Source organism: Micromonospora tarensis (assembly GCF_016803395.1).
Classification (GTDB): Bacteria; Actinomycetota; Actinomycetes; order Mycobacteriales; family Micromonosporaceae; genus Micromonospora; species Micromonospora tarensis.
In genome coordinates this window covers 1-13,446 of sequence record NZ_JAEVHL010000180.1, presented here as the reverse complement: position 1 = coordinate 13,446, position 13,446 = coordinate 1, and the positions used below count along the sequence as shown (strand labels likewise).

The 13,446-nt window shown below is 71.0% G+C and carries 11 protein-coding genes; 5 read left to right on the top strand and 6 right to left on the bottom strand.

All coding sequences use genetic code 11. The features are described from left to right. The 6 genes from JM949_RS26115 to JM949_RS26090 all read right to left on the bottom strand — a co-directional run. On the bottom strand, positions 1-1,136 hold a 1,136-nt coding region (locus JM949_RS26115; protein ID WP_203150917.1), incomplete at its 3' end, for an acyltransferase family protein. 59 nt (positions 1,137-1,195) lie between these two features. Continuing rightward, positions 1,196-2,356, bottom strand: coding sequence for a glycosyltransferase (locus JM949_RS39320; RefSeq protein WP_203150916.1), 1,161 nt, complete (start codon positions 2,354-2,356; stop codon positions 1,196-1,198). Next, on the bottom strand, positions 2,353-3,183 hold the full coding sequence (locus tag JM949_RS26105) for a glycosyltransferase family 2 protein (RefSeq protein ID WP_203150915.1): 831 nt from the start codon (positions 3,181-3,183) through the stop codon (positions 2,353-2,355). Before JM949_RS26105 ends, JM949_RS39320 begins: the two co-directional genes overlap by 4 nt. Before the next feature lie 31 nt (positions 3,184-3,214). Continuing rightward, positions 3,215-5,851: an O-antigen ligase family protein gene (locus JM949_RS26100; protein WP_203150914.1), complete on the bottom strand. Its 2,637-nt coding sequence runs from the start codon at positions 5,849-5,851 to the stop codon at positions 3,215-3,217. 58 nt (positions 5,852-5,909) lie between these two features. Beyond that, entirely contained in the window at positions 5,910-6,878 is a 969-nt protein-coding gene (locus tag JM949_RS26095; protein ID WP_203150913.1) for a glycosyltransferase family 2 protein, read from the bottom strand. A 164-nt stretch (positions 6,879-7,042) separates the two neighbouring features. After that, complete coding sequence (locus tag JM949_RS26090; protein ID WP_203150912.1) at positions 7,043-8,377, bottom strand: hypothetical protein; 1,335 nt, start codon at positions 8,375-8,377, stop codon at positions 7,043-7,045. Between the two features lie 219 nt (positions 8,378-8,596). Here JM949_RS26090 and JM949_RS26085 point away from each other — a divergent pair, with 219 nt between their 5' ends. From JM949_RS26085 to JM949_RS26065, 5 genes are all read left to right on the top strand, one after another. After that, positions 8,597-9,415: an alpha/beta hydrolase family esterase gene (locus tag JM949_RS26085; RefSeq protein WP_203150911.1), complete on the top strand. Its 819-nt coding sequence runs from the start codon at positions 8,597-8,599 to the stop codon at positions 9,413-9,415. A 175-nt stretch (positions 9,416-9,590) separates the two neighbouring features. Then, on the top strand, positions 9,591-10,427 hold the full coding sequence (locus JM949_RS26080; protein WP_238433903.1) for a fructosamine kinase family protein: 837 nt from the start codon (positions 9,591-9,593) through the stop codon (positions 10,425-10,427). Positions 10,428-10,481: 54 nt separating this feature from the next. Continuing rightward, positions 10,482-11,306 carry a MurR/RpiR family transcriptional regulator gene (locus JM949_RS26075; protein ID WP_203150910.1) on the top strand — a complete coding sequence of 275 codons (825 nt, stop codon included), beginning with the start codon at positions 10,482-10,484 and terminating at the stop codon, positions 11,304-11,306. Between the two features lie 12 nt (positions 11,307-11,318). Continuing rightward, the gene (gene hutU / locus JM949_RS26070; RefSeq protein ID WP_203150909.1) at positions 11,319-12,974 is read left to right on the top strand and encodes a urocanate hydratase; all 1,656 of its coding nucleotides are present in this window, start codon (positions 11,319-11,321) and stop codon (positions 12,972-12,974) included. Further along, positions 12,971-13,446 (top strand): M28 family peptidase (locus JM949_RS26065; RefSeq protein ID WP_203150908.1); only part of this gene is annotated, 476 nt, incomplete at its 3' end. The genes hutU and JM949_RS26065, both read left to right, overlap by 4 nt.

The window sequence follows — 13,446 nt, the reverse complement described above, 5'->3', positions numbered from 1 at the left end:
GCAGGCGCAGGCGCGGGTGGGGCGGGCGCGGGCGGGGCAGGCGCGACGGGCACGGCGTCGGCCGCCCGCATGCTGTCCAGCGACCGGAGCAGGGCGCGCCGGAGCCGCCGCGCGGTGGGGCGTTCGACCAGCCGGTGAACGAGGTACGCGAGCAGCAGCAGCCCGGCGATCGTCGCACCCAGCAACACCCACGCGGGCAGGTACGGTCGGGCCGCGGTGATGGCGGTCAAACCGATCTGCGCGTGCATCAGGTACAGCGGGTAGGTGAGGGCGCCGGCGGTGGTGAGCCACCGCCACCGGATCCGGTCGGACTTGTGGTTCGCGATGAGCGCCATGACCACGAAGAAGACCGTGACGCAGCCGGCCGCGGGCATGAACTCGCTCGTCTCGTACGTCTCGATCTCCGCCCACAGCCGGGACACGGCGATTATCCACGAGCCGCCGACGATGGCCCAGAGCAGCGCGTTCGCTCCGAATCGGTACATCAGGTAGAAGGCGATGCCGGCGATGAAGTACTGGGCGTACCCGCGTCCGAAGAACATCAGGACCATCGGGTTGTTCGCCCACGGCGCGGCCATCGATGCCAGCGTCCACAGTGCGCAGAACGCCACCACCCGTCGGACGGTCACCCCGCGCACCACCACCACGAGGGCGAACAGCACGTAGAAGAGCAGCTCCACGGAGAGCGTCCAGTAGGCCTGCTCGACGTCGGGGACACCCATCAGCGACTGCAACATGGTCAGGTTGACCAGGACGTGGGTCCAGTCCCGGTGCGTGGCGAAGACCGGGAACAGCACGAGGACCGCAGTGGTCGCCAGGACGGCGAACCAGTACGCGGGGTAGAGCCGCACCACCCGCGCGACGGCGAACTCCCCCACCGTGCGGCCCCAACTGCTCATGCAGATGACGAAGCCGCTGATGAGGAAGAACAGCTCCACCCCGAGCCAACCGTAGGCCGCCACGCCGGCCAGCCCGGGAAAGAGCTGACCGGCCGGGGCACCCCAGGCGTCGTCGCGCACGCCCTCCCCGTGGAGGAGGTGGTACACGACGACCATCAGCGCGGCGAACAGGCGCAGGCCGTCGAGCACGACGAGACGGTCGTGCCCGCCGCGCCGGGCGGCACCGTGAGACTCCATGCTTTCCTCACTCGGTAGTGCGGCCCGGCGGTCCGCGACGAACGCAGGTGCGCGGCGAACTACCGACGGAACTGCTCAGCGCCCGGCCACACCGCCGCGTACGCCGTGGCGAGCTGCTCACGCACGGCGTTCGAGCTGTGGAAATCCAGTGCCCACCGCTTACCGGCGGCAGCCAGCCGCTGGCCCCTGGCCCGATCGGTGAGCACACTGCTCAGCTCGGTCGCCCACGCCTGGGCGTCCGCACCCACCACGACCTCGTGATCGTGCCGCACATCCGCGCGACGGGCAACCTCTGGAGTGGTCACCGTGGGCACGCCCGCCGCCAGCGCCTGGATCAGCTTCATCTGCACGCCCGTGCCGCGCCACACCGGCACGATGGCCGCCGTGGCCCGGGGGTAGTAGGGGGCGACGTCGGGCACGTTGGCGTGAATCTCGACGGTGCTGCCCCGGAAGGCCTGCACAGCGGCGGGCGGATCGGTTCCGACGATGTCGAGAACGGCGTTCGGGACCCGCTTCGTCACCTCGGACCAGCAGTTCTTCAGGAACCACAGCAACCCGTCGACGTTCGCCTCGTAGCTGAGCCGGCCGACGAAGAGCACCCGCGGCTCCGTCGCCTGAGGCACCACGAGGTCCGGGTGGTCGTACGGGCTCCGGACGACGTACGTGTTGGGCCGCTCCTCGCCCGGCCCGAAGGGAGCCGACACCATCAGGGGCACCTTCTGCGCCACCAGGGTGTCCTCACGCGCCTGCATCCGGGGCGCCTCGATCTTGCCGACCAGCTTCCACTTCGGACCGGCGGTCTGGGCGAGCTGGCTGTAGTACTCGCTACGGAACTCGTCGAGGTCCACGATCACCGGCACCGGTGCGCAGCGCTCCACCAGGTGCGCGGTCCGGAAGACGTTGAGATGCACCACGTCCGGCCGCCACTGCCGAAGCTCGCTGGCGAGCGCGTTCGACATCTCGGGCACGTCGGCGTAGGCCTGCTGTAGAGAGGTGCCGGTCGGCAGTGCGGTGGCACAGCGGATCATCGACGCGACCCGGTTACGCGGCACCAGCACTGTCGACTCGACGGGCAGCTCCTGAGCCTGCCGCACCTCCTCGTCCGAGCTGGTCAGGCCAAGGAAGCGGATCTGGTGATCCCGGGCGAGGATGTTGAGCAGGGCCAAGCTCCGCGGGCGGATCTTGGAGGGGATCCAGGGAGCGACGAAAAGAATCTTCACAGCGGGAGTCTCCTGAGGGCGCGGGCCGAGAACTTGTCCATGGCGGTGCCGTACTTGTCGACGTAGGTGACCAGGCCCGAGCGGTACAGCCGGTTCTTGCCGACCGCGCCGGTGCTCGTGCTCTCCCGGTGCATCGCCGATGCGGTACCGACCGACACGACGCGCCAGTTGGCGCCGCGCAGTCGTTTACAGAAGTCGACATCCTCGAAGTAGAGGAAGAACGAGGCATCGAAGCCGTCGATGGCGCGGAACGCGTCGGCTCGCACCAGCATGCAGAACCCGGACACCCAGGCGACGTCCGTCGCCGCCGCCGAACCGGTCTTGTCGAGATAGTCCAACATGGAGAGCCGGCTGCGGAGCAGCGGCGAGTTGACCAGCCCCTGCTTCACCCGGTCGGGCACCAGGTGATCGACCCGCAACGCGGCCAGCCACTCCTTGGCCAGGCTGACGTCGGGGCCCGACGAGATCCCGGCCGCGCCGTCGGCGTACCGCATCTGCGGCGCGACGACACCGATCCCGGCGTCGTCGCGCAGCGTCCGCGTCAGTTCCGCGTACGCGTCCGGCGCGAGCGCGGCGTCCGGGTTCAGCAGCAGGTACGCCTCGGCGTCGGGGAATCGCTCCACCGCCGCGTTGATCGCCTTACCGAAACCCACATTGGCCGATCGGATGACGTTCGGGGTGTAGCGGGTGGCCACCTCGACGCTGTCGTCGGACGACCCGTTGTCCACCACGACGACGTCGGTGACGGGTAGCTCACGCAGGCTGCCCAGACTCATGGGCAGGTCGGCGGCGGAGTTGTAGGACACCACGATGGCTATCGTCTTCACATTTCACTCACGATCCTGAGGAGTTCGTCGGTCACGCCGCCGACGGCGAGGGCCGGGCCGCGCTCGGCGCGACCGGCACGACCCGGTCGCTCCGCAACACGGCAGCACCCACGACGAGCAGCGCCGCGTGCTTGAAGAGGTACGTCAGGGAGACCGCCGCGGCCGCGCCGACAGCGCCGAACAGTGCCGCGCCGCCGGCCACCGTGATGAGCAGCGCGGCGGCGCTCAGCACACCGATCTTCGCCACCAGCGCCCCCCGTCCCACGCCTTGCAGCACGGCGCCACAGGGTGAACTCGCGCAGAACGAGGGCACACCGGCGAGCATCACGGCGATGACGACGCCGGCTTTCGAGTAGGTCTGGCCGAACAACAGCTCCGCCAACCACGGCGCGGCGGCTATCCCGACGACGCTGACCGCTCCGACCACGAGCACCACGACGAGGTTCGTGCGCCAGAAGAGCCGTCTTGCCTCGCCGCCGCGGGCGGTCGCGGAATGCGGCACCAGCACCGCGCTGAGCGCGGACGGGATCGACACGAACGGTGAGAAGATGCGGGACGCGGCGGCGTAGAGCCCCGCGCCGACACCCGGCACGACGAGAGAGACAACCGTCGCGTCCAGCACCCGCGCCTGCGCGGAGACGTTGCTGACCAGGTAGGCCCGGGCGTCCAACAGCGCCCGCCACACGTCGGCGGAGGCCGCCGTGCCGGGGATCCGGACCGCGAACCGTACGTGGACCAGCCCGAGCACCGACGCCGCCAGCAGGCCGTACGCGAGCGCGGCGAAGGGTTCGCCGCCGAGTTCGACGGCGGCCACGAAGATCGCGACCTGGACGGCTTTCCGGCCCAGGATCGACACGACCGCGTGCCCCATCCGGCCGTCCGCGATCGCGAGCGACAACATCGTCTCGACGTTCTTGTCCAGCATCCAGCCGGCCGCCAGCAGCACGGCGATCCACGGCGCCATGGTGCCGGCGGTGAGGCCGAGGCCCAACGCCGCGGCGACGACCAGGCCGCCGACCGTGGTGAGGACGTTCAGGCGCAGGCCCGCCCGGACGGCGGCGTCGCGCCCGAGCGCCCGCCAGCGCAGCAGGGCGGTCGAGACGCCCGCGTCCGCGACGACGGCCAGGAAGGCCACCGCCCCGAAGTATCCGCCGAAGGCACCGAAGCCTCGCGGGTCCACGTACCGGGCCAGCAGCACCATCGCGACGGCCTGCAACCCGCTGCCGACGATGCGGGAGGCGGCCAGCGCCGATGCGCCGCCCACCACGCCGCTCAGCCGGCCGCGTCCGGACGAACCGGTCTGCGCCGGAATGACCACGGTGGCCTGGCTGTCCTGCTTCTCCTCGGCACCTGCGGGAGTGCCGCTCCGGTGGTCCACGTCCGGGTGGCCGTCGCGGGTCGGGGCGTCGTGTCCGCGTCGTTCGCGTTGATGGTCCTGGACCAGCACCATCGTCGCCACTCCCACGACGAGGAACCAGAGCGGCAACATCGACTCGGCCATGACGCCGTACGTGGTGGCCGCGATCCCGAAGTACGCCACCGTGAAGGCGAGGCAGAACGCCGGGATGAGAGTCGGCCAGAAGACGCCCTTCCACACGCTCAGCACGGCCAACGCCGACACCGGCGTGAGCAGGATGACCGCGCCCGGTATGCCCAACTCGACGGCGGCGAGCAGCACGCCGTTGTGCACCGGCACCCCGGCCGACACGATCGGATCGATCCGGCCGACGACCTCCACGTAGTTGTTGGGGCCGATGCCCCACCACGGCCGGTCCGCCAGGAACTGCAGGGCGCTGGACATGATCTGCGCCCGGGAGCCACCGGCCGGGTCGGCGATCATCCGGACGATGAACACCGGCGCCGCCGCGAGCACACCGACGCCGAGCAGGATCATCCCGATGAGGGTTTGTCGGCGTGCCCGCCCACCACGGACCTCGGTCGACCCGCCCAGCCGCCGCAGCATCAACTCGCCGACCACGATCAGCATGAGGACCGCCAGCAGCCCGGTCCGGCTGCCGGTCAGCGCGGTCGTGGCGAGCGCGGCGCCCGGGATGCCATACCGTCCGACGAGCGTCGGAAGCTGAAGGCCGAGGCGGGCGGCCGGCCCGTTCGTGATGTAGTAGAGGGCGAGCACCAGCACGATGGCCTTGGCGAGGTTGACCGGGTGGTTGAGTGTTCCGTTGGTCCGGTCACCGAGCAGCCGGGCCGCCTCGACGGTCCCCATGGGGTTGAGTGGCACGCCGAGCCGCTGGAGAGACGCGCAACCGAACTGGGCGACGATGACGCCGGCGGAGGTCAGTCTGAGCGCCGCGAGGGCGGACCGGTGGCTGACGAGCAGACAGCCCACCGCGTAGGCGATCGGTGCGGACAGGTACTGCACTGCGCCGACCAGCTCGCGGGTGGAGGCACCACCGCGCATCGCGCTGCCGATGCCGATGCACAACACCAGGGCACCGAGCCCGGACATCAGGGCGGCCATCCATCGCGGCCGCCGCCAGTGCCTGGCCAGCAGCACGACGGAGACCCCGGCGAGCGCGGCCATCCAGGTCGAGGGTGCGAAGACCGGCAGGGCGATGCCGACGTGCCACGGCGCGCCACCCTGACCGAAGGACTTGGGCAGTAGGGCGAGAAGATCACCAGGACGGCCGCGCTCAGGGCTACCGGCCAATCGGTGCGAGCGTCGGCCGCGGCCGACGAGCTGTTCCCTTCGGAAAGCGTCCGATCCACTACCGTACTTCCGCGCCCGCATCGGTCTCGTCGCCGCGTCGCCGGGGCTGCCGTACACCGGCCGCCACGGCCTTCACGACCCCCGCGGCCATCGCCCCACAGGCGTAGCCGACGGCCGCCGCGCCCGGTCGCCCGACCCGCAGACCCTCCGAGAAGACACCGACCATCCCGCCCACCGTGCCCTGGCGGCGGGCGTACGTCATGACCGACCCCAGGTAGTAGTCACCCCGGTCCCGCGGGGTCGCCGAGCCGAGGTACTCGCGGGCCCAGTCCAGCTCACGGTCCAGGGAGATGGAGCGCGAGATGCCGTCACCGATCGCGTCGTACCTGGTGAGCGCCGCGTCGACCTGGCGGACCGCCAGGTCGGGCAGGGTGCGCGAGAGCTGGAGGAGCCAGGTCAGGTCCTGGTGCAGACTCAGTTCCTCGTTCAGCGGCACGGTCATCGGCAGCGATCGCGGGAAGAGGAGCGTGGAGGACGGCAGGAACGCCTGCCCGCGCTGGACCCGGTGCCGCTGCAACAGGTTGTTCTCCAGGCTGAGGCTGGGGTCGTAGGGCGCGCGCGGCCAGGTCTCGGAGCCGTGCGCGAAGTCCACCACGACCTTGGTGGAGGAGATCCAGGTCGACGAGTCGGCGAGGCCCGCCTCGGCGATGTCCCGCACCTGGCGCTCGATCTTCGTCGGATGCCAGAGGTCGTCATCGTCGAGGAATGCCACCAGGTCACCGGTGCACCTGCGGACACCGGCCATCCGGGCGGCGTTTCCGTTCCGGCGCTCGAGGTAGCGCAGCAGCCGAACGCGTGGATCACCCGGAAGGTCCACATCGGTCTCCGAGTTGAGCACCACGTGCACTTCGGTGACAGGATGCGTCTGGGCGAGCACGGATTCGACCGCTCGGCGAAGTCCCGGCTTGCCGACTGAGGGGATAACGACGCTGACTGTGGGACGCCACGTCGCGGATCGCGTCGGCACTGTGGGATCCACCCGACCCTTTCATACCAATTTCGCGTAAAGAATCGCACCGCGTTCGACTCGCTGCTGAGCGAACGCGGGGACCATATATTACCGAGGGGCAGGCGGGGGCGACGCCCCCTCAACCGCACCCTTTATGCCGGCGGAATCGCCGCTAATGGGCATCAGAAGGACAGCGTTGCCCTAATATCATTGGCCACTTTGCGCACCTCGCTGGCCTGCGCGCCGGTCGCGGTCATCCGCAGGACGATCTGACGGTCGATCACGCCGTCGGGGCTGCTCCGCCACCAACCGACCACCACCAGCCCGTAACGATCCGCCCCGGCGGCCTGCGGCCCCTCGGCGAAGGTCGCGTTTCCGGCCTGGACCCACGGCAGGCCCCACGCCTCCTCGGCCCTCCGGTACGCCGCCTGCACCTCGTCGCCGCAGGGCTTCGGGCAGTTCCGGACGATGATCTCCCCGCCCACCTCCGGGACGCCGGGGCGCGAGATGCCACACAGGTACCGGGCGAAGCCGGGGCCGCGCTGGCGCGCGTCGCAGGCCCACGTGTCGGGCACCTTGAGGGTGAAGCCCAGGCCGGGAGGGCTCTCCGACTTGGTCCGGTCGGTGTCGGCGAACTGCGGTTCGGTGGGCCAGGAACCGGGCTTCGGCGGTTCGACGCCCGGCTTGCGGGGTGCGCCGGTGGGAAAGGCGACCGGCTCGGGGCTGCTGGACACCGAGGCGGATGGCGACGGGTCCAGCGCGCTCGGGCCCGGCTTGTCGTCGTCAGGCTGCCAGACGACGAAGCCGACAACCGCGCCGAGCGCCACGACGACCGCGATCGCGATGCCGACCCACAGACCGGTGCGCCGGGGCGGCTTCCGCACGGTTGACCGCAGCGCCGGGTAGTTGCTCGAGTACGACTCTCCAAACGGCGACGGCGAGACCGGGTCGGCCGGTGGGACCGACACCGGAGGGGCCGGCGGAACCGAGACCGGGGGAATGTGTGCCGACCCCAAAGCGCCGGCGCCAGAGGTGGGGCGGTGGTCCTGCCCAACTCCGTCGGCGACGTTCGCTGGCGCGTACCCACCGCTGGCGGACGTCGCGCTGCCGGCGTTCGGAGTGGCCTGGACGGGTTCGCTGCTGGCCAGCTTCGCCCAGGGTGGCTCGGCCGTGCCCGAATCGGCTGACCGCGCCTGCTCCGGCTCCGACCCCGGCCGGTAGTCCAGACCGAGGGCGAGGAAGATCTGCTCGGCCTCGGTGCCACTGCCGGCGGCGTAGGCGACCCATGGCGCCGGCGCCATGAAGTCGGCGTGCAGGAAGCTCGGCCTACCGTCCCGGGCCCGCAGGGCGTTCGCCATCGAGGCGAAGGACGTCCGCCACTGCTGGTCGGCGGCGACATTGACATCGAGGATGGCGACCGTCAGCGGCCGACCCTGCGCATCGACGGCCGACCACACCTTGCCTTCTCGACACGACCCCAGGGTCTTGAGCAACTGGAACGGACTGCCTGGCTGCATTCCACCCTCCCCGGAGCGACGGTGTGGATACTAGCGAGCGCGCGCATGGTGAGCGGAGGCGGACCGGGGGCCACCCGGCTGCCCCGTGCCAGTGTCAAGATTGCTGCCGTGAGGACGAGACGCTGGCTGGCTGCCGCAATCATGCTGCCGTTTCTGGTCGCGTGCGGGCCGTCCGGCGGGGACGGTCAGGCGGGTCCGACAGCCGCGTGGAAGCCTCCGGTGGCACCGGGCACCACCGGGTCGATCGCCCTGGACAACCGTCCCTTCGAGCTGCACGTGCCGGTGGGCTACGACCCGGCGAGGAAGGCTCCGCTGGTCGTGCTGCTGCACGGCTACGGGTCCAGCGGCGCGCAGCAGGAGCGGTACTTCAACCTCACCCCCGAGTCCGACCGTCGTACCTTCCTCTACGCCGTGCCGAACGGCACCACGGACCGGGACGGCATGAGGTTCTGGAACGCGGCCGAAGCCTGCTGCGACATCGACAACAGCGGAGTGGACGACGTGGCGTACCTCGAACGGCTCCTTGACGCCGTCGAGTCGGCGTACTCGGTCGACACCGCACGGGTGTATCTGGTCGGCCACTCCAACGGGGGCTTCATGGCCTACCGGATGGCCTGCGAGCGATCGATGCGGGTCACCGCTGTCGTGTCACTCGCCGGCGCCGTCGACGACGACGCACTGTGTACGCCGCAGCGGCCGGTCAGCGTGCTGGAGATCCACGGCACCGCCGACGCGACAATCAGGTTCGGCGGTGGCACCAGGAGCGGTCACCGCTACTCCTCTGTCGACACCACGCTCGCCACCTGGCGGCGGATCAACGGCTGCTCGGCGGAGGCCGACACCTCGGCCCCGCCAATGGATCTCGAGCCCCGGCTGCCCGACGCGGAGACGGGAGTGACGTCCTACGCCGCCGGCTGTCACGACGCCAGCCGGGTCGAGCTCTGGGACATCAGAGGGGGTAGCCACGCACCCACGCTCAACGCGATTTTCCCGCCAGCCGTCACCGATTTCCTCTACGCGAACACACCCCGCTCCTGACTATTCGTCCAAGCGTTTCGCGCAATGCTCAGGCAATTCGCTGTTTTGCACGTCGGTGATCCCGGAGCACCCGATCAGTAGGCCCGCCAATTTTGGGCCAACAACAGGCGGACCAGAGGAGTCTTTCGTGATGCGGTCGTCGGCGTTTCTCCTCGAATGTCTGCATCGCTCCGGAATGCGCGATGTCGTCACGGTGGAGCCGGCGACGGGTGGGCTCGCGGCGCTCGCGGGCATAGCGACCCGCCGGGACGGGTCACAGCTATTCGTCAAGGCGTTCGCCGACCTGCCGGACGACGACGTCTTCGCCGCGGAGGCCGACGGGCTGGCCGCCCTGCGCGAGCGCGGCGGCATGGCGACACCCGACGTGCTCCTGGCGAACCGGGAACTGCTGGTGTTGTCGGTGCTGCGACCACGGCCGGGCAGCGAGACCTTCTGGGAGCAGTTCGCCCACGCCCTGGCCCGCCTGCACCTGAGCACGGCCCACCCGCGCTTCGGCTGGCACCGCGACAACTGGCTGGGCCGTCGCCGGCAGGTCAACACCTGGGCCGACGACGGCTTCGCCTTCTTCGCCGAGCACCGGCTGCTGCGGTGGCTCGGCGAACCCCGTGTCGACGCGGCGCTCGACGCCGGCGACCGGGCGGCGTTGGAGCGGCTGTGTCATCGGCTACCCGAGTTGCTGCCGGACCGGCCGGCCTGCCTGACGCACGGCGACCTGTGGACGCAGAACCTCCTGGCCACCCCGGACGGGCGGCCCGCGCTCGTCGACCCGGCGGTGTCCTACCTGTGGGCCGACGTCGACCTCGCCCACGTGTGGTCCACCGCACCCCCGCCCGAGGCAGGACGGTTCTTCGCGGTCTACGCGGAACTGACAGCGCTCGACCGCGACTGGCCGGCCCGGATGCCGATCGTCCAGCTACGACAGCACCTCGCGGTGCTGGCCCAGTTCGACCACGACTGGGGGGCGGGCGAACAGATCCGGGCCACCCTGGCCCCGTTCCGGACGGCGACCTGACCAGGGCGCGGCACCACCTTGCGCACTGAATAGTTTCATGCATAGTCTCACCCGGTGAATGAAGAGGTGCTCAACCTGGTGCGGGGGGTCCGCCTCACCCCGACTCAGCGACGCATCGCGCACTGCCTGGCACAGCACGCCGGCGCGGCGGCGTACCTGTCAGCGGCCGAGGTGGCCGAGCTGGCCGGGGTCAGCCAACCCTCGGTGACCCGGTTCGCCATCGCACTCGGGCACGACGGCTATCCGGCGCTGCGCCGCCGGCTCCGGGAGCTGACCGCCACCGCGACCGAACCGGACGACGCCGGCAACGAGCTGCAACGGGCCGTCCGGGCCGAGATGGACAACCTCGACCGGCTGGCCGGGCAACTCGCCGACCGCGCCCGGATCGCCGAGGTCGGGAAGCTGCTGGCCAACAGCCGACCGCTGCCGGTGCTGGGGCTGCGCGCCGCCGCGCCCCTGGCCGCCTACTTCGCCTACTTCGCCGCAAAGGTGCATCCGGACGTGCGGGTGCTCGACGACGGGGGCAGCCTGCTCACCGACCGCCTGGAGCAGGCGGCGGCGGCCGGTGCGAGCGCCCTGCTCGCCTTCGTCCTGCCCCGCTACCCACGAGAGACCCTCGACGCGTTGCGGGAGGCCCGCGACGCCGGGCTGACCGTTGTCGCGATCACCGACTCCCCGGTCAGTCCCGCCACCGACCACGCCGAACTGGTGCTGTCCGCCGCCGTCGGCACCGACCTGGTCTTCGACCTGCACACCGCTCCGATGACCCTGGCCATGGTGGTCCTCCAGGCCATCTGCGACGCCTCCCCGGCGGACACCCAGACCCGTTTGGAGGCGTTCGAGTCGTCGGCCGCCCGTCGCCAGTTGTTCCTCAGCTGAGAGGAGTACGAGATGACCCAGCCCGTCCGCGCCGCACGAGGCAGCCAACTGACCACCCGCGGGTGGCCGCAGGAGGCCGCCCTGCGGATGTTGATGAACAACCTCGACCCGGAGGTGGCCGAGCGCCCCGACGACCTGGTGGTCTACGGCGGCACCGGGCGGGCGGCGCGGGACTGGCCGTCGTACCACGCGTTGGTCCGCACGCTTACCGACCTGCGCGCGGACGAGACGATGCTGGTGCAGTCGGGCCGGCCGGTCGGCGTCATGCGTACCCACGAGTGGGCGCCCCGGGTGCTGCTGGCCAACTCCAACCTGGTGGGCGACTGGGCCACCTGGCCGGAGTTCCGCCGCCTGGAGCAGCTCGGCCTGACCATGTACGGGCAGATGACCGCCGGTTCGTGGATCTACATCGGCACGCAGGGCATCCTCCAGGGCACCTACGAGACGTTCGCCGCGGTGGCCGCCAAGAGGTTCGCCGGCACCCTCGCCGGCACCCTGACGCTGACCGCCGGCTGCGGCGGGATGGGTGGCGCGCAGCCCCTCGCGGTCACCATGAACGACGGTGTCTGCCTGATCGTCGACGTGGACCGCACCCGGCTCGACCGTCGGGTGCACGACCGCTACCTGGACGAGGTCGCCGACTCTCTGGACGACGCGGTCGGGCGGGTGCTCGCGGCGAAGCGGGACCGCAGGGCACTGAGCGTCGGTGTGGTCGGCAACGCCGCCGAGGTCTTCCCGGAGCTGCTCCGCCGGGGTGTGGAGATCGACATCGTGACCGACCAGACCAGCGCGCACGACCCGCTGGCGTACCTGCCGACGGGGGTGGAGCTGGCCGAGGCCCGGGACTACGCCGCCGCGAAGCCGGCCGAGTTCACCGACCGGGCCCGCGCGTCGATGGCGAAGCACGTCGAGGCGATGGTCGGCTTCCTCGACGCCGGCGCCGAGGTGTTCGACTACGGCAACTCGATCCGGGGCGAGGCCCAGCTCGGCGGCTACCAGCGCGCCTTCGACTTTCCCGGCTTCGTGCCGGCGTACATCCGGCCGTTGTTCTGCGAGGGCCGGGGGCCGTTCCGGTGGGCGGCGCTCTCCGGCGACCCGGCCGACATCGCCGCCACCGACCGGGCCATCCTGGAGCTGTTCCCGGAGAACGAGTCGCTGGCCCGGTGGATCAAGCTGGCCGGTGAGCGGGTCGCCTTCCAGGGCCTGCCGGCCCGGATCTGCTGGCTCGGCCAGGGCGAGCGGGACCGGGCGGGGGTGCGGTTCAACGACATGGTCGCCGCCGGTGAACTCTCCGCCCCGGTGGTGATCGGCCGGGACCACCTGGACACCGGCAGCGTCGCGAGCCCCTATCGGGAGACCGAGGGGATGGCCGACGGCTCCGACGCGATCGCCGACTGGCCGCTGCTCAACGCTCTGGTCAACACGGCCAGCGGCGCCTCCTGGGTGTCCATCCACCACGGCGGCGGTGTCGGCATCGGCCGGTCGATCCACGCCGGGCAGGTCTGCGTGGCCGACGGCACCGCCCTGGCCGGTCAGAAGATCGAGCGGGTGCTCACCAACGACCCGGCGATGGGTGTCATCCGGCATGTCGACGCCGGTTACGACATCGCCCGCGACGTCGCCGAGCGCACCGGAGTCCGCGTCCCGATGGCCGAGGGCGCTGCATGACCGACGACCTCGCCGGCCGGTTCCGGGTGCTGTGGGACGAGATCGCGCCCCTCGGGCGGAACGCGGACAGCGGCGGCTACCTGCGGTACGCGTTGACCGAGCCGGAACGGGAGCTGCGGGCCTGGTTCCGCGCGCAGGCCGAGCGTCGCGGCATGCCGGTCACCGAGGACGGCAACGGCAACCTCTTCGCCCACTGGGGTGACCCCGAGGGCACGGAGGCCGTGCTCACCGGCAGCCACTTCGACTCCGTGCCGCACGGCGGGGCGTACGACGGGCCGCTCGGCATCGTCAGCGCGTTCCTCGCCGTGGACGAGCTGCGGGTGGCCGGCGTCACCCCGGCCCGGCCGCTGGTGGTGGCCGCGTTCGTCGAGGAGGAGGGCGCGCGCTTCGGCGTACCGTGCCTGGGCTCGCGGCTGCTCACCGGGGCGCTGCCGCGAGCGCGCGCGGCCTGCGCGACGCGGCCGGGTGAGCT

Excerpts from the sequence above, each read along its gene's own strand:
- JM949_RS26090 (WP_203150912.1), bottom strand. The coding sequence starts at position 8,377 with ATGCAGCCAGGCAGTCCGTTCCAGTTGCTCAAGACCCTGGGGTCGTGT.
- JM949_RS26080 (WP_238433903.1), top strand. The coding sequence starts at position 9,591 with ATGCGCGATGTCGTCACGGTGGAGCCGGCGACGGGTGGGCTCGCGGCG.
- hutU (WP_203150909.1), top strand. The coding sequence starts at position 11,319 with ATGACCCAGCCCGTCCGCGCCGCACGAGGCAGCCAACTGACCACCCGC.